The organism is Micromonospora sp. WMMD729 (genome assembly GCF_049315225.1).
Lineage (GTDB): Bacteria > Actinomycetota > Actinomycetes > Mycobacteriales > Micromonosporaceae > Micromonospora.
Genome location: NZ_CP186059.1, coordinates 1,774,227 through 1,801,036, shown reverse-complemented (window position 1 = coordinate 1,801,036; position 26,810 = coordinate 1,774,227). Strand labels below are relative to the sequence as shown.

Below are 26,810 nucleotides of genomic sequence, written 5' to 3'. Positions count from 1 at the left end.
CATCTACCGATCTTGCCCGGTCGGCAAGTTTGCCCATTGAGAAGCCGGTCACTCGACGTACGCTGAGCGCGATGGACGAGATCACCGGACTGCGGGAGCGCAAGAAGGCGGCGACCCGCCTGGCCCTGCACGAGTCGGCCCTGCGCCTCGCGGCTGAGCTGGGCCCCGAGAGCGTGACCGTCGAGGCGATCGCCGACGCCGCCAACGTCTCCCGGCGGACGTTCTCGAACTACTTCTCGAACAAGGAGGAGGCGCTCTTCTACGGCGACACCCTGCGCCTGCGCAGACTGTTGCAGTTGGTGCGCGAACGGCCGGGGGGCGAGCCGCCGTGGACCGTGCTGGGCCGGGCGGCCGAACACCTCACCGCGGAGTCGTCGCGCGACCGCGACCACGACTGGCTGACCCGACGCCGGCAGTTGCGCGGGCACCCGGGCCTGGCCGCGCACCAGGTCGCGGCGTACACCGCGATCGAACGCGAGTTGGCGGCCGAGATCGCGCAGCGCCTCACCGGCGACGAGGCTGCGCTGCGGGCCCGCCTGTTGACCGCGACCTTCCTGGCCGTCCTGCGCGTCGCCATGCAGCACTGGATCGACCACCCGGGTCACGACCTGCTGGACATCGTGCGAACCGCGCTGAGCGAGGTCGGTCCCCCGCCGGCCGTGCGACCGGCGGGGGACCGACCTCCTGATCATCGTCAGCGGTAGCCGGCGTTCACCACGCTGGCCTGCACCGCGTTCTCGGTCGCGTCGGACGGGTAGCCCGCCACCATGGCGCCCTCGTAGAACGTGCCGGCGCTCAGGTTCGCGCCGCCGTCGGGCTTGCAGCAGTCGCCGCCGCTGCCCAGGATGATCGCGCCCTGCTTCTTCATCGGGCTGTAGCCGGGCGGCAGCGAACCGTCATACAGCGTGTAGAGGCTGCCCGCCTGCGCGTCACTGCCCTTGATGGCGAAGCGGGACGTGCCGTTGTTCTTCAACGTCGCCGTGACGAACTTGCTGGTGAACGCCCGCTGGTTCGGGTTCCACGAGCTACTGCCACCCGGGAACAGACCCCACTCCAGGTCGGCCTGCACCCACGGGCCCGAGCCGGAGCAACCGCCGAACCAGCACTGCTTGCTGAAGTTGATGGCGTCCATCGCCCCGGCGGCGTCGGCCTTGCGCGTCGTCTCGCTGTTGCCGTAGTCGAAGCAGCAGCCGCTGTTGACGTGGGTGCCGCTGGTCACCATGTACATGCCCTCCGGCGCGGCGCCGGTCGGCACGCCGGTCAGGTGCCCGTCCCGCCAGTAGCTGTTGCCCGGGTTGATGTAGAGCGAGTACGCCTTGGTGCCGCCCACGGTCAGCGACTCGGAGGTCGCGACGGCCGGCTTGCTCTGCGGCGAGCCCGGGACCACGCTCGACCCCTGGTACCAGAGGTCGTTGCCGCGCCCGGACTGGTCGAACACCACCGTGATCACACACGTCGTGCCGGAGCAGAACGAGTCCTGCGTCGCCGCGTTGGCGGTGCCGCCGGTACCGGTCAGGCCGATGTTACGGGTGGTGTTGTCCGACGAGCGCCGGACCTGGTAGAGGTTGCCGGCGTACGCCTGGTAGAGGGCCCGCGTGGTGCTGTGCGCCGCAACGCACGGGGTGCCGCCGGCGGCGTAGATGTCGCAGGGGCGTGCGCCGGCCGGGGGCGGGGTGGTGGTCGGCGGCGGGGTGGTCGTGGGCGGGGTGCTCGGCGAGGCCCACTGCTGGTTGGCGCCGCCGTTGCAGGCCCAAAGGATGATCTTCGTGCCGTTCGCGGTGCCGGCCCCGTTGGCGTCGAGGCACAGCCCGGACTGCACGCCGGTGATGGTGCCGTTGCTGTTGACGTTCCACTGCTGGTTGGTCTGGCCGTTGCAGTCCCAGATGATCGCCTGGGTGCCGTTGGTGGTGCCCCGGCCGGACGCGTCCAGGCACTTGTTGCCGTACACGGTGAGCTGCTTGCTCGACGTCCAGGTCCAGGTCTGGCCGGCCGCGCCGGTGCAGTCCCAGAGCTGGGTCTGGGTGCCGTTGGTGGTGCTGGAGTTGGGGACCTCCAGGCACCGGCCGGAGGCCGCGCCGACGATGGTGGTGCTCTGCCCCGGCGCGATGGCCGCGGCCACCGCCGCGGCCTCCGCGGCGGACGACGAGGCGCCAGCCGTGGCGCCGACGGTGACGAGGACGAGGGCGCCGGCCAGCGCGCCGGCCAACATGGCCAGGCGTCCGGGGCGACGTCTCGGGATGGGATCGCGGGCCAGGCCGGGCCCGACGGGGGACGGGGTACGCACGGGGTGGCTCCTGAAGAGTCGTGGCAGCGCACGGGGTGTGCCGACGCGCCGCGGGGGTGGTGGCGGGGCGGGCGAATCGATTCGTAGCGATGGTAGGAGCGTATTTTGATCAGTGTCAATGAAAGACCGGTCGGCGGGAACCTCGGCGGTGGCCACCCGTGCCGGCGGCCACCGCCGAGGTTGACGTGCGTCCCCTACCGACCCCAGAGACGCCAGGTCTGGTTCAGCGGGCTGCCCTGGCCGACCGCGTTGCAGGGCCACTGGATGACGGCCGCCCGGGCCGCCGTGGACACCCCGTTGACGTCGACGCACTTGCCGCTGTGCCGGGCCACGAGCTGGTAGTCGTGCGCGTCGTTGCCGGAGTAGGTCACCTTGCGGAGGGTGAACTGCTGGCTCGTCGCGTTCTGGCAGGTCTGCTGGATCACCGCGGCGGAGTTGGCGGTGGAGCCGCCGCTGACGTCGAGGCACTTGCCGCTCTGCTGATTGACCAGCGTGTACGTGTTGGCCACGCCGGCGACCGGCCGGAAGTTCCAGAGCTGCTGGTCACCGCCCTCGCAGTAGTACTGCTGCTGGGCGTTGCCGTCGGCGGCGCTCAGGTTGGTGTTGTCCAGGCACTGCTGTGAGTGCTGGGCCACCGCCACCGACTGGAAGCCCGCCTCGGCGGGCGGCAGCAGGGTCACCGTGTACGTGTCGTTCTGGTTGCCGTACGGCAGGTTCACCGTGACGTTGTTGTTCGACACGTTGACGACGCTGTTGGAGACCGTGACCGGCCCCTGCACCGCGCCGCCGTTGTTGTACGGGATGCGCTGCGTGAGCACCCGCACCTGGTTGTTCTGCACCACGCCGCTGGTGGTGTCGAGGCGTTGCAGGTTGACGGCCAGGTTCCCGGTCGTACGACCACCACCGACCAGGACCTTCGCCACCCCGCTCGCCTTCGTCGCGTACGCCTCGTAGGACTGGCTGCCGGTCACCGACACGATCTCCCCGGTCTGCCCGGCGTAGTAGCGGTAGACCCACCACTCGCCCTTGGGCTGGTGCTGCCCGGCCGAGTTGCGGGTGAGCAGGTTGCCGAGGTCGTTGTGCAGGTTGCCGGCGCTGGCCCAGTTGGCCCGCAGTCCGTCCGCCCGGGCCCGCTCCAGGCGGGCGATGTACCAGGCGCCGTCGGCCGGGTTCTGTTCGTTGGTCGCCCCGTACTCGTTGATCTGGTACGGCCGGGGATGCGCGATGCCGCGCGGGTCGAGGGTGGCGTTGGCGGCCGCCACGTTGGCGACCGGGTCACCCGGCAGGGAGTGCCAGCTGATGATGTCCGGCACGGTGTTCGTCGAGCGCACGAAGTCCAGGTACTGGTTCCAGAAGGCGTGGTTGGTGGACGGCACGCAGGCGCAGCTCGGCCCGACGATGAGCTGGTTGGGGAACTCGGCGCGCAGCCGCTGGTACGTGCGCCGCCAGAGTTCGAGGTACTGGGAGATCGGCCGGTTCCAGAAGATGGTGATGTTGGGTTCGTTCCAGATGTCCCACTGCACCGACAGTCCGGACGCCCGGACGTCGCCGATGAGCCGGGTCAGGAAGTTGTCGTAGTCGGTCCAGTTGCCGTTGTCGCCGGGGAAGCGGGAGATGCCCGCGCCGTCGGCGCCCCACAGATCGTGCGGCAGGATGATGAACTGCCCGCCGAGGGCGACCGTCCGGCGGGCCTGGGCCAGGGTGGAGTTCCAGCGCCGGTCGTAGTTGCCACCGACCCAGCCGCTGCCGGGAAGCTGCGCGCCGCCGGCGCGCATGTACTGGAACTTCACGTCGCGGTAGAAGTGGTCGGGCGGGCCGCTGGCGTTCTCGGTCATGCCGTAGATCCAGCCGGACGCGCGGTAGGTCGGTGTTCCGGTGGTCGTGGAGAAGTTCACGCTGATCGACTCGTCGGCGGCCTGGGCGGGGGACGCGGCGACGGTGACGGCCGTGGTGGCGGCGAGCAGGCCGACGACGAGTCGGGCGACGAGCGCGTGAGCTCGGCCGGGCCTGCTGCGGGACGGGGTTTTCACGGGCGGCTCCTTGGTGGGGCGCGGGGGACGCTCTCCGGAGGGCTGCGCTTGCGAATCGATTCGCAGGGATCGTAGGTCGGGGACTCATTCATGTCAATGAAGTGACGATCCGGTGAAGCCGGCGTTTCCCAGCGCTCGCCGCCAGCCACGCGGTCAACTCTTGACCATCGGACGCGGCCGGTCCTATCTTCGTGCGAACCGGTTCGTCGAATCGGTTCGCCTCATGGTCGGACCCGGTCCGGCCCGCGACGGTCAACCCACGACCCCACCACCCGATCGAGTTGAAGTGAGGCAGCACATGACCCGACTCCACCGACGGCGGCGACTGGCCGCCGTCGCCGTGATAGCACTGGCCGCCGTGACGGCGAGCGCCTGCTCGTCGTCGGCCAAGGACTCCGGCGACGACGGCGGCGCCTACCTCGTCTGGGATCCGTACCCCCAGTTCGCCGACGACTCGGACTGGGTGGCCCTGCTCAAGAAGTGCGGAACCTCGGCGGGCGTGACCGTCGAGCGGACCGGCTACGACACCACCGACCTGACCAACAAGGCGCTGCTCGCCGCCCAGCAGGGCAACTCCCCGGACGTGTTGATCGTCGACAACCCGGTCATCTCCACCCTGGCCGAGGCCGGCGCGCTCACCACGACCGAAGAGAACAAGCTGGACACCTCGAGCATGGCGCCGAACCTGCTCGGCGCCGGCCAGAGTGGCGGCAAGACGTACGGGGTGCCGATCGGCGCCAACACGCTCGCGCTCTACTACAACAAGGACCTGCTCACCGCCGCCGGTGTCGACCCGGCCTCGGTCACCGACTGGACGTCGCTGACCACGGCGCTGACGAAGGTCAAGGCCAAGGGCAAGAAGGGCATCACGTTCTCGGCGATCGGCACCGAGGAGGGAAGCTTCCAGTTCCTGCCCTGGTTCTGGGGCTCGGGCGCGCAGTTGACCAGCCTCGACTCGCCGCAGGCGGTCGCCGCGTTGACGCTCTGGACCGACTGGCTGAAGCAGGGTCTCGCGCCGAACTCGGTCATCAACAACACCCAGACCACCAGCTGGCAGGAGTTCGCCAGTGGCGACTTCGCGTTCGCCGAGAACGGCACCTGGCAGCTCGCGAACGCCGAGAAGCTGGGCTTCTCGTACGGCACCATCGCGATCCCGGCCAGCGCGGGCGGGCCGGCCCCGGCCCCGACCGGCGGCGAGTTCGTCTCGATCCCGGTGCAGACGAAGACCGGCCGGTACGCGACGTCGCAGCAGCTCGTCACCTGCCTCACCAGCGCCGACAACCTCCTGACCACCGACACCACGCTCTCCTACGTCGCGCCGGTGGCCGCCGTTCAGGACCGGCAGGCCGCTGAGAACCCCAAGCTCAAGGTCTGGGTGGAGGCGGTCCGGGCGGCCAAGGGCCGTACCGGCGACAACCTCGGCACGAAGTACCCGAAGATCTCCGAGCCCCTGTGGACCGCCATGCAGGCCGCGCTCAGCGGTGGGAAGTCGCCCCAGGAGGCACTGACCGCCGCGCAGGCCACGGCCGCGAGCAAGTAAGCGCGCCGAACGACGACATGACCCCCACGACACAGACCACCCGCACCACGCGGGGCCACGGTGGGGCGGCGGACGCCGCCCCACCCGGGCCTCCCGCACGCCGTACCCGCCGTCCCGGCCGCTGGCTGGCGTGGGGCTTCCTGGCGCCGACGGTCGGCTACCTGCTGGCCTTCTACGCCTACCCGCTCTATCGCAACGTCGAGCTGAGCCTGCGCGAGTACACCGTCCGGTCGTTCGTGCAGGGTGGCGCGCCCTTCGCCGGCCTGGACAACTACCGCGCCGTCCTGACCGATCCGGCGTTCTGGCCCACGTTGACGCACACCCTGGTCTTCACCGGCGCGTCGCTCGTCTTCCAGTTCGGCATCGGGATGGCCCTGGCGCTCTTCTTCCGCCAGCACTTCCCGCTGTCGGGCACCCTGCGGGCGCTGATCCTCGTACCGTGGCTGCTGCCGCTGATCGTGTCCGCCTCGACCTGGTCGTGGCTGCTCAACAGCGACTCGGGCCTGGTCAACGCCGCGCTCGGCGCGGTCGGGATCGACCCGGTCAACTGGCTCACCTCGCCGACCTGGTCGCTCACCTCGGTGATCATCGCCAACATCTGGATCGGCATCCCCTTCAACCTGGTGGTCCTCTACAGCGGCCTACAGGCGATCCCGGTCGAGGTGTACGAGGCGTCCGCGCTCGACGGCGCGTCCGGCTGGCAGCGGTTCTGGTCGATCACCTTCCCGCTGCTGAGCCCGGTCTCCGCGATCACCCTGCTGCTCGGGCTGATCTACACGCTGAAGGTCTTCGACATCATCTGGATCATGACCAGGGGCGGCCCGAGCGGTTCCTCCGCGACGCTTGCCACCTGGTCGTACCGTCTCGGCTTCGGCAACCTGCTGCCCGAGTTCGGGCCGGGCGCCGCCGTCGGCAACCTGCTCATCGTGCTGGCGCTGATCGCCGGGCTCGGCTACATCCGGTTCCAACGGAGGCAGCACCTACGATGACCACCCCACCGCGTCGGGTCTGGTGGAAGACCCTCGTCGGCCTGGCGCTGACCGGGCTGATGCTCTTCCCCGTCTACTGGATGATCAACGTGTCGTTCACCCGGGACCAGGACATGCGGGCCAGCCCGCCGCACCTGTTCCCGACCAACGGCACCCTGGACGGCTACCGGGCCGTCCTCGACCAGCAACTCCCCTACCTGGGCACCAGCTTCGTGGTCGGGCTCGGGACGGTGGCGCTGACGGTGGCGCTCGCCGCCCCCGCCGGGTACGCGCTCGCGAAGCTGCGCCCACCCGGTGGGGCGGTACTGAGCTTCCTGCTGCTGATCGCCCAGATGATCCCCGGGATCATCATGGCGATGGGCTTCTACGCCATCTACCTCACCCTCGGCGTCCTGAACACCCTGCCCGGCCTGATCCTGGCCGACACCACGCTCGCGGTGCCGTTCGCCGTCCTGATCTTCACGGCCTTCATGTCCGGCATCCCCGACGAGCTGCTCCAGGCCGCCGTGGTCGACGGCGCGGGTCGGCTGCGTACCTTCTGGTCGATCGTGCTGCCGGTCAGCCGCAACTCGATCGTCACGGTGTCGCTGTTCGCCTTCCTGTGGTCGTGGTCGGACTTCATCTTCGCCTCGACCCTCGCCGGTGGCGGCGACCACCAACCGATCACCCTCGGCATCTACCACTACATCGGCAACAACAACCAGCAGTGGAACGCCATCATGGCCACCGCTGTGGTCGCCTCCGTCCCCGCAGCGGTCCTGCTGATCCTGGCTCAGCGCTACGTCTCGATGGGCGTGACCGCCGGCGCCGTCAAGGACTGACCATCCGCACCACAGAAAGGCAGCCGCCACCCATGACTGTCGCCCCGTCCGGTCCGGAGTTCGCCATCCAGGACATCCCGTTCAGCTACCGGGGATCCTGGCTCAACATCTCCCCCGTGGTCGCCGAGAAGACGTACGCCGACGACCTGCACCTGGTGTCGCACCAGACCGGGCTGCACCCGGTGCTCCGCCTCTCCCCCGCCGCCCCGGACGCCACCGTCGTCGCCACCCCCGCGCTGCTGACCTGGCGCGCCGGAGCCGGTCAGATCAAGGCCGTCTTCGACGGACCGGACACCCTGCGGATCCGGGGTCGGCGGCTCGGCCTGCGGATCGCGGCGGCGGCGGGCACGCTCACCCCCTTCAGCGGCAGCTACCTCTACCTCGACCCGCTCGACGGCTCGCACGTGTTCACCTCGTACGAGACCGGGCGTCGCTACCGGGTCACTGTCCTCACCGGGGCGCTGCGCCACGCCGACGGCGTCGAGGCGCTCGGCACCGCCGAACGGTCCCTGGACCTCGCCGGTGACGAACCGTGGGAGATCGCCATCGAGGAGTACGAAACCGCGCGCCGGCCGTACGCCACAGCCGTCCCCTTCGACGAGGTGTGCCAGCACCGCAGCGCCGAGTTCGCCGCGTTCGTCGACGCGGTCGCGCCGTGGCGCGGGAAGGACACCCCGGCCGCCGAACTGGCCGCGTACGTGCTGTGGTCCGCCACCGTGGACCCGGCGGGCTTCGTCACCCGGCCCGCCGTCCTGATGTCCAAGCACTGGATGGACAAGGTGTGGAGCTGGGACCACTGCTTCAACGCGATCGCCCTGGCGGCCGGTGAGCCGGAGCTGGCCTGGCACCAGTTCCACCTGCCCTTCGACCACCAGGACGCCGCGGGCGCCCTGCCGGACTCGGTCACCCACTCCGAGGTCCTGCACAACTACGTCAAACCGCCCATCCACGGCTGGGCGCTGCGGCACCTGCGCCGCCGTCTCCCCCACCCGCCGGACCGGGCAACGCTCGCGCAGACGTACGACCGGCTGGCCCGCTGGACCGGGTTCTGGTTGGACGCGCGCCGCGCCCCCGGTCAGGACCTGCCGCACTACCAGCACGGCAACGACAGCGGCTGGGACAACGCCACCACCTTCGACGACCACCGGGTGCTCCAGACCGCCGACCTGGCGGCGTTCCTCGTCTCGCAGTTGGACTGCCTGGCCGACCTCGCCGCCGAGCTGAGCGAGCCGGCCGACCGGTGGCACCGGGAGGCCGACCGGATCCGTGCCGCGATGCTCCGGGAGCTGTGGGACGGCGAGCGTTTCGCCGCCCGTAGCCCGCACACCGGGCAGCGGCGGACCAGCCGCAGCCTGCTCGACCTGATGCCCGTCGCGCTCGGCGCCGACCTGCCCGCCCCGATCACCGACGCGCTGGCCCGGGGCGTCGAGGCCCACCTCACCACCCACGGGCTGGCGACCGAGCCGACGGACTCGGTCCACTACCTCGCCGACGGCTACTGGCGGGGCCCGATCTGGGCGCCCTCCACGGTGCTGGTCGAGGACGGCCTGCGGCGGGCCGGGCACACCGCGATCGCCGACGACATCAGCCAGCGATTCCTGGCGCTCTGCGAGAAGTCGGGCTTCGCGGAGAACTTCGACGCCGAGACCGGTGCGGGACTGCGCGACCGCGCGTACACCTGGACCGCCAGCAGCTACCTCATCCTCGCCGCCGCCCAGCAGGAGCGCCGGGCCGCGCGGCGGTGAGCGGGCCGGCATGGCCGCGCGGCTGCGTGGCCGATGTGGTCGGCGGCGTGGTCGCGCGCGGCCGGCGCGGCCGGCGCAGCGGTCCGGGTCAGCGGACCCGGACCGGTCCGGTGCTGGACCGCAGCGAGATGGGTGGGCTGTAGAGGCGGTGCCGCGGCACGCTGCCGGGGGCCGCGATGATCTCCAGCAGCAGCGACACCGCCTCGGCGCCCATCTCCCGCATGGGTACGTCCGCGGCCGTCAGCGGCGGCCGGAAGTCCTCCGCCCAGTGCTGGGCGGCGACGCCGGTGACGGAGAAGTCCGCCGGCACGGCCAGCCCGGCGGCGGTCAGCGCGCGCTGCATCCCGGGCAGCGCCGCCTCGTTGATGGTGGCCACCGCCGTGATCTCCGGATGGGTGACGAGCAACTGCTCCACGCAGGCCTCGCCGGAGGCGGTGTCGTCGCCGCAGCAGACGTCGGTGCCGACGAGGCCCCGCTCGGCCACCGCCGCCTGGAAGCCGGCCAGGGCGCGGTGACTGGGGCCGTAACCCGCCGCCACCAGTTCGGCGGAGCGGTTGACCAGCGCAACGTGCCGGTGCCCCAGGTCGGCCAGGTGGTGCACGCAGCGGGCGATCAACCCGGCGTAGTCGATGTCGACCCAGCTCATGGCATGCGCCTCGGCCGTGCGGCCGATGGTGACGAACGGCAGACCGGTACGGGCCAGCCGGGTCACCCGGTCGTCCTCCAACCGGATCTCCATCAGCACGACGCCGTCGACCCGACGCCCGGTGACGATCCGCTCGAACGAACGGTCGTGGTCACCCCCGGACGGGGAGAGCAGTACGTCGAGGTCGTGTCGGGCGGCGGCCTCGACGACGCTGGCGACGAAGCCCAACTGCATGTCGGTCAACCGTTGGCTGGCCGGTGGGATCACCAGCCCGAGGGTGCGGGTACGCCCCTCCTTGAGCGCGCGGGCGCTGGCGTTCGGTCGGTAGTCCAGCTCGTCGATGACGGCCTGGATCCGCTGCCGGGTCGCCTCCGACACCGTCCGCTTGCCGCTGAGCACGTACGACACCGTGCTGCGGGACACCCCCGCCCGTCGGGCGATCTCCCCGATGTTCATCCGCCGCCCTCGAATCGATCCCTGCCCCGCCGGGGACGCGCCTTGATCCGGGTTCGAGCATAAGCGCTCCGCGAGCCGGCCCGGACGTCCCGCCCGGCGCACCCGGCCCGAGCCGGTCAGGAATCAAGAAGCTCGTACGCGCCGTCCGGGCCTAGCCTTTTCGCAGGTGGCCGGCACCACGCCGGACCACGACGAGCGAGAGGGAGCCTGACATGTCCGCGAAGTCCTCCACGACCGGTTCCGACGGCTTCAGCGCCGAGGAGCGCGCCGCGATGAAGGAGCGCGCGGCCGAACTGCGCGCCGAGGGCAAGAAGGGCGCCAAGAAGGCCGACGGGTTGCAGGCGGTCCTCGACCGGATCGCACAGATGGCGCCGGACGACCGCGCGCTCGCCGAGCGGGTGCACGTGGCGGTCACCACGGCCGCGCCAGAGCTGTCGCCGAAGACGTGGTACGGGATGCCCGCGTACGCGAACGCGGCCGACAAGATCGTCGTCTTCTTCCAGGACTCCGGGAAGTTCAACTACCGGTACTCGACGCTGGGCTTCCAGGACCCGGCCAACCTCGACGACGGTGACCTCTGGCCGGTGGCGTACGCCCTGCGCGCGTGGAGCCCCGAGGTCGAGAAGCGGGTCGTCGAGCTGGTACGCGCGGCGGTCTCCTGAGCCACGGCTCTGGTGCCCCTTGCGCGCGACGGCGATGATCGCCAGGTGTCGTTCTGGGAGTTCGTCACGGACATCGGCGTACCGCTGCTCCTCGTCGGCGGCGCCGCGGTCATCGCGGTCGGCGCGTTCACCGACCCGCCCGAGGAGTTCTCCTGGCCGCGCGGCTGGGACTGGGCGTGGGTCGTCGGGGTGTGGTTCATGGCGAGCGGCGAGGCGGCGTTCGGCACCGACCGACCGTGGTGGGAGCGCGCCTGGAAGGGCGCCGCGGCCCTGCTCCTCGTGGTGGCCTGCCTCGTCGCCGTCTGGCGACGGTGGCGATGGCGCAGGCGGGCCCGAGGCGCGGACGGTGGCGCGGCGGGGTAGGCGGCGAGTGGGCGGCACGCCCCGGCCCGCCGCCGACGACGCGCAGCCGGCGGCGGGCGGGAACGAGCCGGGTCAGGTGGTCGTGCAGGTGATGTCGGTCGGCGGGTTGTTGGTTCCCGTCGCGGAGGCGAGGAAGCCGAACGTGGTGGAGCCACCGGCCGGCAACGACCCGTTGTAGTCGACGTTGGTCACCCGCACGCTGGCACCGCTCTGGGTGTGCGTGCCGCCCCAGATCTGGGTGATCGCCTGCCCGTTGGGGAACGTCCAGGAGACCGTCCAGCCCCGGATCGCCGTCGTGCCGGCGGTCACCGTGACCGATCCCTGGAAACCACCCGACCACGCGTTCGTCACCGTGTACGTGGCCCGCGCGCCGGACGGCGAGGGGGTGCTCGACACGGTCGGCGTCGGCGTCGGGATCGGGCTCGGCGTGTCGGTCGGACTCGGTGTCGGCGAGACGGTGGGCGAGGGCGTGGGGCTCAGCGTCGGTGACGGTGTCACACCGGGCCGCGCCGCCCGGTACGTGTGACCGGCGCGGACCGCGAGTTGGACGACGTCCGTCTCGGGTCGGGTGGTGCTGGGCGTACTGCCGTCGGTCACGTCGACGAGGGTGAACGACCCGGTGAAGAGGCGGGCGCGCAGGCGTACCGTCCCGTCCCGGTCGGCGCGGACGCTGATCTCGTCGGCCTGCCCACTGGTCCAGGCCACGCCGACGCTGTACCCGCCCCGCCCGCGCAGGCCCGCCACCTGGCCGGTGGGCCAGGCGCTCGGCAACGCGGGGAGCACGTGCAGCTCGCCGTTGTGGCTGTGCAGCACCATCTCGGCGATGCCGGAGGTGGCACCGAAGTTGCCGTCGATCTGGAACGGTGGGTGCAGGTCGAACATGTTCGGCGCGAGCCGGTCGGTGCGTACCAGGTCCTTCAGGAGCTTGTGGGCGCGGGCGCCGTCCTCCAGGCGGGCCCAGTAGTTGATCTTCCAGGCGAGCGACCAGCCGGTCCCGTCGTCGCCGCGCAACTCCAGCGTCCGGCGGGCGGCCTCGTAGAGCTGTGGCGTGCCGCGCTTGGTGATCTGGTTGCTGGGATGCAGACCGTACAGGTGGGAGACGTGCCGGTGGTTCCGCTCGGTCTCCACCCAGTCGGCGAGCCACTCCTGCACGTTGCCCCGGGAGCCGACCTTCATCGGCGCGAGCCGGTCCCGCGCCGTCCGCACCTGGGAGCGGAACGTGGTGTCCACACCCAGCACCTCGCTGGCCCGGGCCACGGCGTCGAACAGGTCCCGCAGGATCTGGTTGTCCATGGTGGGGCCGGCGCAGACGCTGGCGTTCGAGTGGTGCGGCAGCTCCGGCGAGTTCGACGGGTTGGTGACCAGGTAACCGAGCGTCGGGTGGGCGACCAGGGTGTCCAGGAAGAACTGGGCGGCGCCCTTGAGCGCCGGATAGTTGGCCGCCAGGAAACCGGCGTCGCCGGTGAACAGGTAGTGCTCCCAGATCAGGGTGGCCAGCCAGGCGCCGCCCGTCTGCCACATGCCCCACAGCGCCCCGTCGACGACCGAGGCGCCCCGCCACGCGTCGGTGTTGTGGTGGGTGACCCAGCCACCCGCGCCGTACTGCGCCTGGGCGACGCGCGCCCCGGTGGCCGTCAGGTCCTTGATCATGTCGAAGACCGGCAGGAAACACTCGGCCAGGTTCGTGGTGTCGGCGGGCCAGTAGTTCATCGGCAGGTTGGCGTTGATCGTGTACTTCGAGTCCCACGGCGGCGTCATCGAGTCGTTCCAGATGCCCTGCAGGTTCGCCGGTTGGGTGCCCGGACGCGAGGAGGAGATCAGCAGGTACCGGCCGAACTGGAACAGCAGGGCCGAGAACTGCGGATCGTTGGTGCTCGCGTGCTGGGCGATCCGCACGTCGGTCGGCTGGTCGGCCGCGGCCGTCCGCCCGAGGTCGATGGTCACCCGGTTGAACAACGCCTGGTAGTCGGCGAGCTGGCGGCTGCGCAGCTGGTCGTAGCTCACCCCGCGGGCGGCGCTGAGCCGGCTCCGCGCGATGCCCTGGTAGTCGCCGTTGACCGTGCGGTAGTTGACGTAACTGGACCCGATCGAGACCAGCACGGTCACGCTCGTGGCCCCGGAGACGCGCAGGGTGCCGCCCGAGCTGCTGACCGTCCCGCCCGTCGCGGTGGCGGAGGCCAGCGCGAGGAACCGCACCGACCCGTTGACGCCCTCCATCGCCCCGGAGATGCCGTCGGCCGCGATGGTGGCGGCGTCGGGGCTCGACATCGTCGTCCGTTGTGGGCTGTCGAAGGTGGCGTTGAACGTGATCGAGTTGGCGCGGTCGGCGGTCAACCGGAGCACGATCACCGAGTCGGGCGCGCTGGCGAACACCTCGCGCTGGTACCGGACGCCGTTGAGTACGTACGTGGTGGTCACCGTTGCCGTGGTCAGGTCGAGCGTCCGGTTGTACTGCGAGGCGCCGCTGGCCGAGCCGAAGGCGAGACGGAGGTTGCCCACCGGCTGGTAGGCAAGCTGGCCGCCCGGGTTCCCCATCATGGTCTGGTTGATCAGGTCCTGCGCCGACGTCCACTGGTCGGCGAAGACCCGCCGCCGGATCTCGGCCAGGTTGGCCGCGCCCCGGGTGTTGGCGGAGTCGTACGGGCCGCCCGCCCAGACGGTGTCCTCGTTGAGTTGGAGCCGTTCGGTGTCGACGTTGCCGAACACCATGGCACCGAGACGCCCGTTGCCGATCGGCAGCGCGCGGAGCCAGTCGGTGCCCGCCGGCTCGTCGTACCAGAGAGCCATGTCGTTGGCGGCGAGCACCTGCGGTGGCGCGACCGAGCCGGCGCGGGCGACGGCGGACCACGCGACCGGTAGCAGCGCGGCGCCGGCGCCGGCGGCACCGGCGCGCAGCACGTTTCTTCGGGTCACTTCGGACATGGTCTCTCCAATCTGCGCAGGCCAGATGCCTCACGCAGGTGGGGACGGCGCTGCTGGAGACGCCGCCGGAACTGGTGCGATGGCGGGACGTGCCTCCGGCCGGATTGCCGATCGGGTCCTGGCGGGGACGGTCGGCGGCGGCCGGGCACGCGGGGTGGGGCGATGGCTGTTAGCGCTAACAGGTGCGGCCCGCTCGCACCGTTGGGCAGCGTTCACAGCCGAGGCCCGGCGCACCGGGCTCCCGGCGGCGCGCCATGCATCCTCCATAGACCTTCGTAGATGGCGGCGCTGCGCGTCAATAGGTGTCGGTCATGTTTCGGACCGGTACGCAGAGGCATGCCCACGGCGCGCCACCCGGACACCTTGCCATCGACGCGGCTCGTTCGTAGCATCCAGGGGCACGAGATGTTATCGCGAACAAACCACGACATCTCGGCGTCGACCGCCCGGAGGTGGCAGCCGTGTCCCCAGGCTCGTCGGCCGAGACGGGCTACCGCAACCCGGTCGTACCCGGCTTCTACCCCGACCCGAGCTTCTGCCGGGTCGGCGAGGACTACTACCTCGTCTGCTCAAGCTTCGAGTACTTCCCCGGGGTTCCACTCCTGCACAGCCGGGACCTGGTCCACTGGCGACAGATCGGCAACGTCCTCGACCGTGCCAGCCAGTTGGAGATTCCGCCCGACGCCGACGCGTCCGGCGGCATCTTCGCGCCGACCATCCGCCACCACGACGGCCGCTTCTGGGTGATCACCACGAACGTCAGCCTCGGCCGGCACCTCATCGTCACCGCGGCGGACCCCACCGGCCCGTGGTCGGACCCGGTCTACCTCGACCTGCCGCACGTCGACCCGTCCCTGGCCTGGGACGATGACGGCACCTGCTGGCTGACGACCTCGGGGGTGGACGCCTACCGGATCGACCCGGACACGGGTCAGGTGCGGGAGGGTCCGATCGCGCTCTGGTCCGGCACCGGGGGGCAGTACCCGGAGTCGCCACACCTGTACCGGATCGGCGAATGGTGGTACCTGCTGCTCTCCGAGGGCGGTACGCACACCGGTCACGCCGTCTCGGTCGCCCGGTCCCGCAGCCCTCGGGGGCCGTTCGAGCCCGCGCCGCGCAACCCGATCCTCACCCACCGGAGCACCAACCTCCCCGTCCAGGCGACCGGGCACGCCGACCTGGTACAGGCCACGGACGGCAGTTGGTGGATGGTCCTGCTGGGGATCCGGCCGAAGGGCCAGTGGCCGCCCTTCCACGTGCTCGGGCGCGAGACGTTCCTCGTGCCGGTCCGCTGGGTCGACGGCTGGCCCGTGGTCGACCCCGTCCGAGAGGTCACCGCCGCGCCCGCCGGCAGCCCGCCGGCCCTGGCCGCCCCACCCGATCCGGGCGCGCACCGCGACGACTTCGACACGACCAGCCTCGCGCCCGGGTGGGTCTCGCCCCGTTCCCGCCCCGACGCGGCCTGGTCGTTGACCGAGCGGCCCGGATGGCTCACCCTGCACGCCACCGGTACGACGCTGGACCGCGCCGGCGCGACGATCGTGGCGGCCCGCCAATGCCACCATGACTGCCGCGCCAGCGTGCGGGTCGATCCGGGCGGCGGCACCGCCGGGCTCACCCTGCGCATCGACGAGGCGCACCACTACGACCTCGAGGTCCAGGACGCCGTCGTCCGCGTGCTCGGCCGGGTGGGACCGTTCCGGCAGGTCTTCGCGACCCTCGACGTACCCCGTGGGCCGCTCATCCTGACGATCACCACCCGGACCCACGATCTCTACCCGCCGACCGTGACGTCCGCCGCCGGCCTCACCGCCACCGACGAACCCTTCGGGGTACGCGCCGCCACCAGCGACATGATCGCGTTCGAGGTGCAGAGCACCGAGGGCCGGGTGCTGCTGACCGAACTCGACGGACGGTACCTCTCCACCGAGGTCGCCGGCGGCTTCACCGGCCGGGTCATCGGCATGTACGTGACCGACGGCGTCGCGGCCTTCGACTGGTTCGACTACCGGCCGGTGGCGCGTCCGCCCGGCTGAACGACAGGTGCCGCGACCGTAGACTCGCCGTGTGAGCGACGAGAGCCGGCGGCGCCCCCGCAGACCACTGAGGGGTGACCTGCCCGTCGCCACGATCGCCGAGCTCGCCGGCGTCTCCCCGCCCACGGTGTCCAAGGTCCTCAACGGCCGCGCCGGGGTGGGTGAACAGACCCGGCAGCGGGTGGAGGCGCTGCTGCGCGACCACGGCTACCGCCGGCCGGAGGACACCGTACGCACCCGCTGCGTCGAGGTGCTCTTCCACCACATGCTGCCCTCGATCGCGCTGGAGATCCTGCGCGGCATCCAGGAGGTCGCCGACGCGCGGGACTGCACCGTCGGGTTCGTCGACCTCCGCCACCGCGTGACGGCCGGACTTCCCTGGATGGAGCCCCTGCTGCTGCGGCATCCGACCGCCGTCATCGCGGTCTGCTCGCTCGTCACCGCCGAGCACGGCCGACAGTTGGCCGCCATGGGCATACCGCTCGTCGCCATCGACCCGGGCGGCGAACTCTTCCCCACCCCGGCCGTCGGGTCGAACAACTGGAGCGGCGCCCTCGCCGCCACCCGGCACCTTCTCGACCTCGGCCACCGGCGGATCGGGGTGCTCACCGGTCCGGTGCAGGACCTCGCGGCGCGGGCCCGCCTGGACGGGTTCCGGGCCGCGCTGGACCATGCCGGCATCGGATTCGACGACAGCCTCGAACGGCAGGGGGTCTTCAGCTTCGTGTCCGGCCGTGACCTCGGCCGGGAGTTGCTGACCCTGCCCGAACCACCCACCGCCGTCGTCTGCGGCAACGACCTGCAGGCGCTCGGCGTCTACGCGGCGGCCCACGACGTCGGCCGGCGGATTCCCGACGACCTGAGCGTCGTCGGGTTCGACGACGTGGACCAGGTGACCTGGACGTCGCCGCCCCTGACCACGGTGCGACAACCGTTCACCGAGATCGGGGCCACCGCCGCCCGCCTCGCGTTGACGCTGGCCGACGGCCACGCTTTGCCCCAGGAGCGGTACGAACTCAGCACCGCACTCGTCGTCCGGGGCAGCACCGGTCCGCCCGGCCGCCGGTAGCCGCGCCGGACGGCGTGCCGCGCGGCCGGCAAAGTTTTTTCGGCGACCATGTCGAGAAACCACGCCCGGCGTCGTCCCCGGGGTGAACGCGACCAGAACGGGTCGCGCCAGCGAGGAGGAGCACGACGATGGCCAAGTACCTGCTGCTGAAGCACTACCGCGGCGCTCCGGCCGCGGTGAACGACGTGCCGATGGACCGGTGGACGCCGGAGGAGATCTCCGCGCACATCCAGTACATGCAGGACTTCGCCGGCCGGCTGGAGAAGAGTGGCGAGTTCGTCGACGGTCAGGCGCTCGCCCCCGAGGGTGCCTGGGTCCGCTACGACGGGGAGGGACGCCCGCCGGTCACCGACGGCCCGTTCGCCGAGACCAAGGACCTCATCGCCGGCTGGATGGTGATCGACGTCGACAGTTACGAGCGCGCCGTCGAGTTGGCGGGCGAGCTGTCGGCCGCGCCGGGAGCGGGTGGCAAGCCGATCCACGAGTGGCTTGAGGTGCGCCCGTTCCTCACCGAGCCGCCCACCATCACGGAGTGACGTCCGCGATGGACCAGGCACTGCTCCGCAGCCTCACGCCGAGCGTGCTCGCCGTTCTCGTCCGCCGCGGAGCCGACTTCGCGGCGGCCGAGGACGCCGTACAGGACGCGCTGGTGGAGGCGGTTCGCGTCTGGCCGGCCGATCCGCCGCGCGACCCGAAGGGCTGGCTGATCACCGTGGCCTGGCGGCGGTTCCTCGACACCGTCCGCGCGGACGCCGCCCGCCGTCGTCGGGAGGACGTCGTCGATGCCGAGCCGACGCCCGGGCCCACGAGCGCGGTGGACGACACCCTCGCGCTCTACTTCCTCTGCGCCCACCCGTCGCTGACGCCGTCGTCGGCCGTCGCGCTCACACTGCGTGCCGTGGGCGGGCTGACCACCCGGCAGATCGCGCACGCCTACCTGGTACCCGAGGCGACCATGGCGCAGCGCATCAGCCGGGCGAAACATACGGTCGCCTCCGTACGGTTCGACGAGCCCGGCGACGTCACCACCGTGCTGCGCGTGCTCTACCTGGTCTTCAACGAGGGGTACACCGGTGACGTCGACCTCGCCGCCGAGGCCATCCGGCTCACCCGGCAGCTCGCGGCCGCGATCGACCACCCCGAGGTGGCGGGACTGCTCGCCCTCATGCTGCTGCACCACGCCCGCCGGGCCAGCCGGACCGCACCCGACGGCAGCCTGGTGCCGCTCGCGGAGCAGGACCGCAGCCGGTGGGACACGACCGCCATCGCGGAGGGCATCGGCATCCTCCAGGCGGCCCTCGCCCGGGACCGGCTCGGCGAGTTCCAGGCGCAGGCCGCCATCGCCGCCCTGCACGCCGACGCGCCCACCGCCGAGGAGACCGACTGGGTGCAGATCGTCGAGTGGTACGACGAGCTCGCGCGGCTGACCGACAGCCCTGTGGTCCGGCTCAACCGCGCCGTGGCGGTCGGCGCGGCCGACGGGGCCCGGGCCGGGCTGGCCGCCCTCGCGGGGCTCGACGACTCGTTGCCGCGGTACCTGGCGGTGGCGGCGTACCTGCACGAGCGCGACGGCGACCCGACGACAGCAGCACGGCTCTACGCCGAGGCGGCCCACAAGGCCGCCAACCTCGCCGAGCGGGACCACCTGACCCGACAGGCCGCGCGCCTGAACGACCACCGGCGGCGGTGAGCGACCCGACTCAGACGCTCGGCAGGGGGGCGTACCACTGCGCGCCGGTCACCCGGACCCGCTGCGACTGCTTGCGGTTCCACTCCACCCGCATGCCGTGCCGGCGCAGCACCGGGAAGGCGACCTCGTCCAGCAGGCGTTCCAGGTCGGCCTGGTAACGGGCCTGCTGCTCGGCCTCCGGCAGGGCCGAGTAGGCGTCCTCGTCGAAGTCCGCCGGCGGGTAGACGCCGTAGCCGAGGTAGACCTCACCGTCCTCGCTGGCCAGCAGCGACTCGGTGTCCTGCTGGTGGTACCACAGGTAGCCCTGCCAGTGCCGGGAGTCGTCGCGTTCGTCGTGGATCTCGGCGGACGCGCAGGTGCCGCAGCAGCTGAAGTTCTCCCGGGCCACCACGCCGACCTCGGTCAGCTCGGCGAACGCCCGGGTCAGGTTGCTGCGCACCTCGCCCCAACGCTGCTGCTGCTCGCGTCGGGCGGTCAGCGCGCTCTCGTACGCCGACCGGAGGTCGTCGTCGGTGGCGCCGTGTCGGTCGTCGTCCCCGTCGAGGTAGTCCAGGAAGTCGTCGGGGTCGTCGTACCCGCGGACGACCCAGTCCCAGATCTCGGCTTCGATCTCGGCGCGACCCGGCTCGGCGACCCGCTCGGTCAGGAAGCGCACGCCCTCGGGGCGGTCGTTGTACGTCCATCCATCCACGGCGCGGATCCTGGCACGGACCTCCGACAGTCGCCGGCGGGACGGGCGGCCCGGCCCCGCCGTGGTACGGCGGGGCCGGCCCCGGGGTCGCGCCCGGTCAGTTCAGGGTGGCCAGCAGCGCGGTGCTCATGCCCTGCTCACCACGGGCGTTGGGGTGGAAGGGCGCGGCGGAGTTCTGCGGCACCAGACCCTCGATCCAGCGGGTGCCGCTGCTCTTGCACGCGTCCCGACCGATCGACGGGGTGTAGACGTCGGCGTAGGTGGCGCCGTTCGCGCCGGCGGCGTTGGCCAGCATGGTGTTGAGCGACTTCTCGATGCCGCGCAGGTAGGGCACGTCCTGGTAGGCGATCGGCACCACCGGCCAGCAGCCGTACCCGGTGTCGGGCAGGATCGCCGGGTATCCGAGCACCACGATCCGCGCGCTGGGCGCGGCCCGGCGGATCGCCTGGAGCACGGTCGTCACCTTCGGCACCGTGGCCGCGATTCGGGCCTGCAACTGGTCGGTGCCGCCGGCCGTGTAGCGGTTCTTGCACGGCGAGCCGAGGGGACTGCTGAGGCTCGCCTCCGCGCACTCGCTGATGATGCCGGAGAAGCCGATGTCGTTGCCGCCGATCTGCACCGTCACCAGCGCGGTGCTCGACGTGACCGCGTTGAGCTGCGGGGGCAGGTTGATGCCCAGTTGGCCGCTGCCGCCGTAGAGGATGTCGTCGGTGGTGGCCCCGGAGCAGCTCACGTCGGCGAACGACGTCGAGCCGGCGGACGCGGCCACCAGTGAGGGGTAGTTGCGGTTCGACCGTAGACAGTTGAGGTCCACCTGGGTCGGGATCAGGGGACCTGCGGTGTACGAGTCGCCCAGCGCGACGTAGCGGCCGGAGGGGACGGCGGCGCTGGCGGGTGTGGTGACGGCGAGCAGGACGCCGACGGTGGCCGTGGCGAGTGCGGCCAGTCGGGCGGTTGCCCGCAGGAGCGGCAGGCGGGGACGGGGCATGACGCCTCCCAAGGGAGATCGCGGCGAGGGTGGTGGTGCCGAGATCCTGTCCCTGAACGAAGGTTAACGTCAATATAGATGGCCCTCATTAAATGACACTCTGGAATGTGGATTGCGCCGTTACCGCGGACCCCTGCGGCACGCGATGATCCGCCGGCGCATAGCATGGCGTCAGTTCGGGACGGCTCTGCTGAAACGAGGCGACATGCGTTGGCTCCAGCGGCTGCTGGGCGGCGGGCGGATCCAGCTCGACCCGGAACGGCAGCAGGCGTTGCTGCGCGATCTCCAGCACGGGTACGGCCCGCAGGCGCGGACTCCGTTCCCCGCGCAGGTCGAGGCGGCGACCGGGATGCTGGGCGGGGACGACGGCCTGGTGGTCGCGGCCCGGGTCCTGCACCAGGTCGCCGACGAGGCACACCTGGATCTTCGGGCGCAGGCCGAGGCCATTCACCGCCGCACGGGCCGGCGGCTCCTCGTGAACCGGCGCAACTACCGGCAACTCTGGTCGGAGGCCGGCCCCGGACTGCGCTGGCCGCTGTTCGCCCTGCCCTGCGGTTTCCACCCGTACGCGCAGGTGGCCGCCGCCGTCGCGGTGGTCGGCGGTCGGGCGGCCCGGCTCGATCGGGTGACCGATCCGGCGCCGCTGGTGACCCACGTGTTCGAGGTGCTCGACCTCACCACCGCCGGCTGGGAGTACGGCCGGGTGCCGGTGGACACCGACGCGGCGGCCCTGGTCGATCGACTGATCGCCAGCGCCGCGCAGATCCTCGCGGCCATGGACGATCCGCCGCGACTGCCGCCGCCGGTCCGCGCGCTGATGCGCCGCAACAACAGCCTGGACGTCCACGATCCGTGGGCCGGGCGTCCGGTGGGACGGATCAACCTGGGTGCGCGGATGCGGGAGCAACTGCTGGCCTGACCGCCGATCAGGCGCGGGCGTGCGCGCGCAGGAAGTCGAGCAGCAGGGCCACCACCTCGTCGGGGTACTGCACGTGCGGGTAGTGACCCGCGCCCTCGACCATGTCAAGCCGGCCCAGCCCGGCGGGCAGCGCGGCCACGATCGCCGCGCCCTCGGCGCGCGGGTCGCCCCAGTCCGGGTCGAGCGTGCCCTCGACGATCAGCACCGGACAGCGAACGTTGCCGAGCTGCGCCCCGGCGTCGGACGGCGCCGACCGACCCATCCCGCGCATCGCCGCCATCCGGCCGGGCTCGCGCAGCATGTCGTCGATCCGGGCCGCGCGGTCGGACCAGTCGGCCGGCTTGTGGCCCGGGTAGGCGACGTCGAGGTAGCTGCGCCAGAGCCGGACGCTGCCGAACAGACCGGTGCCGAGCAGTCGGGCCATGCCCCTGCGGTATCGGGCGACCCGCAGGTCAGCCAGCTTGACCGACTGCTTGCGGGTGAAGGGGGCCAGTTCGACGATCCCGGTCACCGCCTCGGGCGACTGGGCGGCGGCGATGGTGGCGGCCCCGCCGGAGATCGAGTGGCCGACCAGCACGGCCGGACCGCCGAGGTGGCGGATGACCGCGAGCAGGTCGCCCGCGATGTCGGTGCGGCTGTAGGAGGGCCATCGCGCGCTCGACTCGCCGCAACCCCGCAGGTCGACCGCGGCCACCCGGTAGCCGGCGGCCGCCAGGCGGGGCACCACGAAACGGTACGCCTCGCGGCTGTCACCCATGCCGTGGGCGAGCACGACGAGCGGGCCGGAGTCACCGGTCACCTCGTACGCCAGGGTGCCACCGTCGACGTTCAGGTACTCGGTCATCGAACCCTCCAAGCTAATTGGCTTAGCTGAAGGCTAATACTATTAGCCGTACGCGTCAAAGTGACGTCCGCCGCAGCACGGATGGCGGTCGTTCGCCGAGAGGGTGGTCGCGTCCGGCAGTCGGTAGCGCAGCGCCGGTGGCAGACCAGCGCGGTGGGACCGGGTGCGATCGCACGCCGAACGGCCGTGCTCAGGTCGGGTAGCCCGGGGCGCTGCGGCAATGATCCACTCGACTTCGTCGATATCGCGCTGTGCGAGGCGGGTTGATACCCCGAGATCCGGGATTTCGCGGCCGGGAAAACGCCACCGGTAACCGCTCCCACTCTAACGTATATCGCGACCGGGGCCTTGCCGCAAGACCCCGGTGGTGGCGCAGAATCGTCGGCCGGAGACGGGAACCACCGAAGAATCGGGGAAATGCGTGCGACGTGTTGGTGCAGGCGCTGGGGTTGGCGTGGACCGTTCGGGCCGAGGTGACGGGATGAGCGACCGGTACGTACGGGATCTCGACGAGGTCGACGAGACACAGGTCGCGGTCGTCGGCGGCAAGGGCGCCCGGCTGGGGGCGCTGGCCCGGCTCGACGGCATCCGGGTACCGCCCGGCTTCTGTGTGACGACCGACGCCTACCGCCGGGTCGTGGCCGAGGCGCCCGCGATGGCGGACCACCTCGACCACCTGTCGCGCCTGACGTCCGAGGACCGGACCGCGGTCCGCGACCGCAGCGCGGCGATCCGCCGGCTGATCGAGGGGATCGTCCTGCCCGACGACCTGGTGACGGCGATCGACGAGGCGCTGCGCCGACACGGCGTGGACGCGGCCTACGCCGTCCGGTCCAGCGCCACCGCCGAGGATCTGGCGACGGCCTCCTTCGCCGGCCAGCAGGACACCTACCTGAACGTCCGCGGCACGGCCGCCGTCCGCGCGCAGATCAGCCGGTGCTGGGCCTCCCTCTTCACCGAGCGGGCCGTAACCTACCGGCAGCGCAACGGCATCGACCACCGGTCGGTCCACCTCGCCGTCGTCGTGCAGACGATGGTGTTCCCGCAGGCGGCCGGCGTGCTGTTCACGGCCGATCCGGTCACCTCCAACCGGAAGGTCGCCTCGGTGGAGGCCAGCTTCGGTCTCGGCGAGGCGCTGGTCTCCGGGCTCGTGAACCCGGACGCCTACCGGGTACGGGACGACGCGATCGTCGACCGGTCGATCGCCACCAAGAGGGTCACCGTCGACGCACTCCCGGGCGGCGGCACCGCCCGACAGGCGGTCCGCGCGGACCGGCAGGAGCAGCCGGCGCTCACGGACGACCAGGTCCTGCACCTGGTACGGGTGGGACGGCGGATCGAGGCGGCCTTCGGCTGCCCACAGGACATCGAGTGGTGCCTGGTCGACGACGACCTCCAGATCGTCCAGAGCCGGCCGATCACCACGCTGTTCCCCGTCCCGGCCGCCGCCGACGAGGAGAATCACGTCTACCTGTCGGTGGGGCACCAGCAGATGATGACCGACGCCATGAAACCGCTGGGGCTGTCCATGTGGCAGCTCACGGCGATGGCGCCGATGCACGAGGCCGGCGGGCGGCTCTTCGTCGACGCCACCCGGATCCTGGCGTCACCCGCGAGCCGCGCCGGCTTCCTCGAGATGGCGGGCAGGACCGATCCGTTGACCCGGGACGCGCTGGAGACGCTCCTCGCCCGCCCCGACTTCGTGCCGACGCTCACCCAGGACGCTCCCGCTGTCCCACGACTCGGCGGCGCGTCCAGCACGATCGAGAACGATCCGGCCGTCGTCACCGGGTTGATCGAGCGCAGCCGGGCCTCGCTCGCCACGCTGCGGCACGACATCGCGACCGTGACCGGACCGGCGCTGTTCGACTTCCTGCCCACGGCCTTCGAGGAGCACAAGCGGTTGCTCGCCGATCCGGTGAGCATGCAGGCGATCATGGCGGGGATGGAGGCCACCTGGTGGCTCAACGAGCGGCTGGCCGACTGGCTGGGTGAGAAGAACGCGGCCGACACCCTCACCCTGTCGGCCCCCGGCAACGTCACCTCGGAGATGGGCCTGGCGCTGCTCGACGTCGCGGACGCGATCCGTCCGTACCCCGAGGTGGTGGCCTTTCTGCGGAAGGTCGACGACGACGGCTTCCTCGACGGGTTGCCGGGGCTGCCGGGCGGCGTCGCGGCGCGCGACGCCATCCGGGACTATCTCGACCGGTACGGCATGCGCTGCGTCGGCGAGATCGACATCACCCGGCCGCGCTGGGCCGAACGCCCCAGCACGCTCGTACCCCTGATCCTCGACAACATCCGGCTGCACGAGGCGGGCGCCGCCCGACGGCGCTTCGCGCAGGGCCGCGCCGAGGCCGAGCGCAAACGTGCGGAGCTGCTGGAACGCCTGCGCGCCCTGCCGGACGGGGAACGCAAGGCCGACGAGACCGCACGGATGATCGACCGGGTCCGCACCTTCATCGGGTACCGGGAGTATCCCAAGTACGCGATCATCAGCCGCTACTTCGTCTACAAGCAGGCCCTGGTACGGGAGGCGGAGCGCCTCGTCCAGGCCGGCGTGCTGCGCGAGCGGGACGACATCTTCTACCTCACCTTCGCCGAGCTGCACGACGTCGTACGGACGCACGTCGTCGACGATCGCCTCGTCCAGCGGCGCAGGGCGGCGTACCGGGCGCACCAGCAGCTCACCCCGCCCCGGGTGCTCACCTCCGAGGGAGAGTGCCTCTCCGGGGCGTACCGACGTGACGACGTGCCGGCCGGCGCGCTTGTCGGTCTCGGCGTCTCCGGCGGGGTCGTCGAGGGTCGCGCCCGTGTCCTGCTCGACCTGGCCGAGGCCGACCTGGAACCGGGCGACATCCTGGTCACCGCGTACACCGACCCGAGCTGGTCGCCGCTGTTCGTGGCGGTCGCCGGGCTGGTCACCGAGGTGGGTGGCCTGATGACCCACGGCGCGGTCATCGCCCGGGAGTACGGCCTGCCCGCCGTCGTCGGCGTGCCGGACGCGACCAGGCTGATCCGTGACGGGCAGCGGATCCGCGTGCACGGCGTCGACGGGTACGTGGAGATCCTGGACGGGCCCGACGCCGGCGCTCAGTTGTAGGGCATGGTCGGGAACCAGCCGTAGCCGAACATGGCGGGCACCCGGACGGTCCAGTAGACCAGGGTGAAGACGCCCAGCGCGAGCAGCAGCGAGCCGGTGACCGCGAGGGTGCGTGCCGGTCGCGCGGAGAGCCAGCGGATCAGCCCACCTCGGGTGACCAGGACGACGAGCGCGAACAGAGCGGCCACGATCGCGATGTTGCCCAGCGACTGCAACACGAAGGCGACGCTGCCGTACAGCGGGTTGCCGTCGTCCGCGGCCCACTGGAAGAGCTTGTGGAACAGGGGGTACGGCCGGCCGATGAGGAAGGCGCCGACCAGCATGCCGAGCACGAAGACCCGGGTGAGGGGGCGACGCGCGAACGGTTCCGGCACCGTGCCGAGGGCGGCCAGACCGAGGTAGCTGAAGGCGAGGCCGATCAGGCCGAAGACCACGGTGGACTGCACCAGTCGTACGGGCATGCCGCCGGCGGTCGTCGCCGTCGACAGCTGCGGCAACGTGTCGCCGAGCAGGACACCGACGAATCCGTACGTGGCGGAGACGATGACCATGCCCGCCGCCAGCAGGCCCAGCGGCCGGAGCATGAAACGCAGCCCGGCCGCCGGGCTACCGCCGGCGCCGGCATGGGTCATCGGTCCGATCGACGCGGCCATGGCGATGTTGCAGGCCGTGAACGTACCCGCCAGACCCGAGACGAACGCGAACAGCAGGCCGGCCGCGGTCCCGCCGATCGCGGTCGCCTTGGCGTCGTGGCCCAGCAGGGTGTTGGCGACGTTGTCGCCGATCGTCTGGTCGACGAACTGGTACGACCACAGCAGGGAGAGCGCGACTCCGGCGAGCACACTGCCCACGATCAGCGGTGCCCGCCGGGCGGAGCGTGCCGGCGTGGCGGCGGGCGCGTCCCGCACGGCCGACGGTGGAGTGACAGTCATGACAGCCTCTCGGGGATCAGGTGCCCGGCCGGCCGTCCTCTCGCGGGCGGAGGGGACGGCCGACCGGGCCGTGCGATTCG

General features: G+C 71.5%; 21 protein-coding genes. 13 read left to right on the top strand and 8 right to left on the bottom strand.

Annotated elements, in window-relative coordinates:
• Nucleotides 1-71 precede the first annotated feature (71 nt).
• A complete protein-coding gene (locus ACN263_RS08285) occupies nt 72-704 on the top strand; it encodes a TetR family transcriptional regulator (protein ID WP_422739221.1) in 633 nt (210 codons plus the stop codon).
• On the opposite strand, the gene ACN263_RS08280 is transcribed toward ACN263_RS08285, so the two are convergent.
• Nucleotides 695-2,284 (bottom strand): arabinofuranosidase catalytic domain-containing protein, encoded by a 1,590-nt coding sequence (locus tag ACN263_RS08280; RefSeq protein WP_422739220.1) that lies wholly within the window; start codon nt 2,282-2,284, stop codon nt 695-697. The genes ACN263_RS08285 and ACN263_RS08280 overlap by 10 nt on opposite strands.
• Nucleotides 2,285-2,478: 194 nt before the next feature.
• Nucleotides 2,479-4,314: an RICIN domain-containing protein gene (locus ACN263_RS08275; RefSeq protein ID WP_422739219.1), complete on the bottom strand. Its 1,836-nt coding sequence runs from the start codon at nt 4,312-4,314 to the stop codon at nt 2,479-2,481.
• A 298-nt stretch (nt 4,315-4,612) separates the two neighbouring features.
• Here ACN263_RS08275 and ACN263_RS08270 point away from each other — a divergent pair, with 298 nt between their 5' ends.
• Genes ACN263_RS08270 through ACN263_RS08255 form a run of 4 tightly spaced genes read left to right on the top strand, consistent with a single transcriptional unit; the run spans nt 4,613 to nt 9,409 of the window.
• Nucleotides 4,613-5,854, top strand: coding sequence for a sugar ABC transporter substrate-binding protein (locus tag ACN263_RS08270; RefSeq protein ID WP_422739218.1), 1,242 nt, complete (start codon nt 4,613-4,615; stop codon nt 5,852-5,854).
• Between the two features lie 17 nt (nt 5,855-5,871).
• A complete protein-coding gene (locus ACN263_RS08265) occupies nt 5,872-6,843 on the top strand; it encodes a carbohydrate ABC transporter permease (RefSeq protein ID WP_422739217.1) in 972 nt (323 codons plus the stop codon).
• Nucleotides 6,840-7,664, top strand: a complete 825-nt coding sequence (locus ACN263_RS08260; protein WP_422739216.1) for a carbohydrate ABC transporter permease — start codon at nt 6,840-6,842, stop codon at nt 7,662-7,664. The genes ACN263_RS08265 and ACN263_RS08260 overlap by 4 nt, the downstream gene beginning before the upstream one ends.
• 32 nt (nt 7,665-7,696) lie before the next feature.
• Complete coding sequence (locus tag ACN263_RS08255; RefSeq protein ID WP_422739215.1) at nt 7,697-9,409, top strand: amylo-alpha-1,6-glucosidase; 1,713 nt, start codon at nt 7,697-7,699, stop codon at nt 9,407-9,409.
• Nucleotides 9,410-9,497: 88 nt separating this feature from the next.
• On the opposite strand, the gene ACN263_RS08250 is transcribed toward ACN263_RS08255, so the two are convergent.
• A complete protein-coding gene (locus ACN263_RS08250) occupies nt 9,498-10,511 on the bottom strand; it encodes a LacI family DNA-binding transcriptional regulator (RefSeq protein ID WP_422739214.1) in 1,014 nt (337 codons plus the stop codon).
• A 212-nt stretch (nt 10,512-10,723) separates the two neighbouring features.
• Here ACN263_RS08250 and ACN263_RS08245 point away from each other — a divergent pair, with 212 nt between their 5' ends.
• Both ACN263_RS08245 and ACN263_RS08240 read left to right on the top strand, forming a co-directional pair.
• A complete protein-coding gene (locus tag ACN263_RS08245; protein ID WP_421475461.1) occupies nt 10,724-11,173 on the top strand; it encodes an iron chaperone in 450 nt (149 codons plus the stop codon).
• Between the two features lie 45 nt (nt 11,174-11,218).
• Entirely contained in the window at nt 11,219-11,536 is a 318-nt protein-coding gene (locus ACN263_RS08240; RefSeq protein WP_422739213.1) for a hypothetical protein, read from the top strand.
• 72 nt (nt 11,537-11,608) lie between these two features.
• Here the strand turns inward: ACN263_RS08240 and ACN263_RS08235 are convergent, their stop codons facing one another.
• Entirely contained in the window at nt 11,609-14,458 is a 2,850-nt protein-coding gene (locus ACN263_RS08235; RefSeq protein ID WP_422739212.1) for a glycosyl hydrolase family 95 catalytic domain-containing protein, read from the bottom strand.
• Between the two features lie 461 nt (nt 14,459-14,919).
• Between ACN263_RS08235 and ACN263_RS08230 the strand changes: the two genes are divergently transcribed.
• The 4 genes from ACN263_RS08230 (at nt 14,920) to ACN263_RS08215 (ending at nt 19,253) form a co-directional block, all read left to right on the top strand.
• Entirely contained in the window at nt 14,920-16,494 is a 1,575-nt protein-coding gene (locus ACN263_RS08230; protein WP_422739211.1) for a glycoside hydrolase family 43 protein, read from the top strand.
• A 31-nt stretch (nt 16,495-16,525) separates the two neighbouring features.
• A complete protein-coding gene (locus ACN263_RS08225) occupies nt 16,526-17,563 on the top strand; it encodes a LacI family DNA-binding transcriptional regulator (RefSeq protein WP_422739210.1) in 1,038 nt (345 codons plus the stop codon).
• Between the two features lie 128 nt (nt 17,564-17,691).
• Nucleotides 17,692-18,099: a YciI family protein gene (locus ACN263_RS08220; RefSeq protein ID WP_422739209.1), complete on the top strand. Its 408-nt coding sequence runs from the start codon at nt 17,692-17,694 to the stop codon at nt 18,097-18,099.
• Between the two features lie 8 nt (nt 18,100-18,107).
• Nucleotides 18,108-19,253, top strand: coding sequence for an RNA polymerase sigma factor (locus tag ACN263_RS08215; protein ID WP_422740635.1), 1,146 nt, complete (start codon nt 18,108-18,110; stop codon nt 19,251-19,253).
• Nucleotides 19,254-19,263: 10 nt separating this feature from the next.
• Here ACN263_RS08215 and ACN263_RS08210 read toward each other — a convergent pair whose 3' ends face one another.
• Entirely contained in the window at nt 19,264-19,944 is a 681-nt protein-coding gene (locus ACN263_RS08210; RefSeq protein WP_422739208.1) for a DUF6891 domain-containing protein, read from the bottom strand.
• Nucleotides 19,945-20,041: 97 nt separating this feature from the next.
• On the bottom strand, nt 20,042-20,932 hold the full coding sequence (locus ACN263_RS08205) for an SGNH/GDSL hydrolase family protein (RefSeq protein WP_422739207.1): 891 nt from the start codon (nt 20,930-20,932) through the stop codon (nt 20,042-20,044).
• A 205-nt stretch (nt 20,933-21,137) separates the two neighbouring features.
• On the opposite strand from ACN263_RS08205, the gene ACN263_RS08200 reads away from it, so the two are divergent.
• The gene (locus ACN263_RS08200) at nt 21,138-21,851 is read left to right on the top strand and encodes a hypothetical protein (protein ID WP_422739206.1); all 714 of its coding nucleotides are present in this window, start codon (nt 21,138-21,140) and stop codon (nt 21,849-21,851) included.
• 7 nt (nt 21,852-21,858) lie between these two features.
• Here ACN263_RS08200 and ACN263_RS08195 read toward each other — a convergent pair whose 3' ends face one another.
• Nucleotides 21,859-22,695 carry an alpha/beta fold hydrolase gene (locus ACN263_RS08195; RefSeq protein WP_422739205.1) on the bottom strand — a complete coding sequence of 279 codons (837 nt, stop codon included), beginning with the start codon at nt 22,693-22,695 and terminating at the stop codon, nt 21,859-21,861.
• 481 nt (nt 22,696-23,176) lie between these two features.
• Here ACN263_RS08195 and rph point away from each other — a divergent pair, with 481 nt between their 5' ends.
• On the top strand, nt 23,177-25,798 hold the full coding sequence (gene rph, locus ACN263_RS08190; RefSeq protein WP_422739204.1) for a rifamycin-inactivating phosphotransferase: 2,622 nt from the start codon (nt 23,177-23,179) through the stop codon (nt 25,796-25,798).
• On the opposite strand, the gene ACN263_RS08185 is transcribed toward rph, so the two are convergent.
• Nucleotides 25,789-26,730: a hypothetical protein gene (locus tag ACN263_RS08185; protein ID WP_422739203.1), complete on the bottom strand. Its 942-nt coding sequence runs from the start codon at nt 26,728-26,730 to the stop codon at nt 25,789-25,791. The two genes, rph and ACN263_RS08185, sit on opposite strands and share 10 nt — an antisense overlap.
• Nucleotides 26,731-26,810 lie beyond the last annotated feature (80 nt).

Excerpts from the sequence above, each read along its gene's own strand:
- ACN263_RS08250 (WP_422739214.1), bottom strand. The coding sequence starts at position 10,511 with ATGAACATCGGGGAGATCGCCCGACGGGCGGGGGTGTCCCGCAGCACG.
- ACN263_RS08220 (WP_422739209.1), top strand. The coding sequence starts at position 17,692 with ATGGCCAAGTACCTGCTGCTGAAGCACTACCGCGGCGCTCCGGCCGCG.
- ACN263_RS08255 (WP_422739215.1), top strand. The coding sequence starts at position 7,697 with ATGACTGTCGCCCCGTCCGGTCCGGAGTTCGCCATCCAGGACATCCCG.
- ACN263_RS08205 (WP_422739207.1), bottom strand. The coding sequence starts at position 20,932 with ATGCCCCGTCCCCGCCTGCCGCTCCTGCGGGCAACCGCCCGACTGGCC.
- ACN263_RS08245 (WP_421475461.1), top strand. The coding sequence starts at position 10,724 with ATGTCCGCGAAGTCCTCCACGACCGGTTCCGACGGCTTCAGCGCCGAG.
- ACN263_RS08260 (WP_422739216.1), top strand. The coding sequence starts at position 6,840 with ATGACCACCCCACCGCGTCGGGTCTGGTGGAAGACCCTCGTCGGCCTG.
- ACN263_RS08185 (WP_422739203.1), bottom strand. The coding sequence starts at position 26,730 with ATGACTGTCACTCCACCGTCGGCCGTGCGGGACGCGCCCGCCGCCACG.
- ACN263_RS08195 (WP_422739205.1), bottom strand. The coding sequence starts at position 22,695 with ATGACCGAGTACCTGAACGTCGACGGTGGCACCCTGGCGTACGAGGTG.
- ACN263_RS08215 (WP_422740635.1), top strand. The coding sequence starts at position 18,108 with ATGGACCAGGCACTGCTCCGCAGCCTCACGCCGAGCGTGCTCGCCGTT.
- rph (WP_422739204.1), top strand. The coding sequence starts at position 23,177 with ATGAGCGACCGGTACGTACGGGATCTCGACGAGGTCGACGAGACACAG.
- ACN263_RS08270 (WP_422739218.1), top strand. The coding sequence starts at position 4,613 with ATGACCCGACTCCACCGACGGCGGCGACTGGCCGCCGTCGCCGTGATA.
- ACN263_RS08200 (WP_422739206.1), top strand. The coding sequence starts at position 21,138 with ATGCGTTGGCTCCAGCGGCTGCTGGGCGGCGGGCGGATCCAGCTCGAC.
- ACN263_RS08285 (WP_422739221.1), top strand. The coding sequence starts at position 72 with ATGGACGAGATCACCGGACTGCGGGAGCGCAAGAAGGCGGCGACCCGC.
- ACN263_RS08235 (WP_422739212.1), bottom strand. The coding sequence starts at position 14,458 with ATGTCCGAAGTGACCCGAAGAAACGTGCTGCGCGCCGGTGCCGCCGGC.
- ACN263_RS08265 (WP_422739217.1), top strand. The coding sequence starts at position 5,872 with ATGACCCCCACGACACAGACCACCCGCACCACGCGGGGCCACGGTGGG.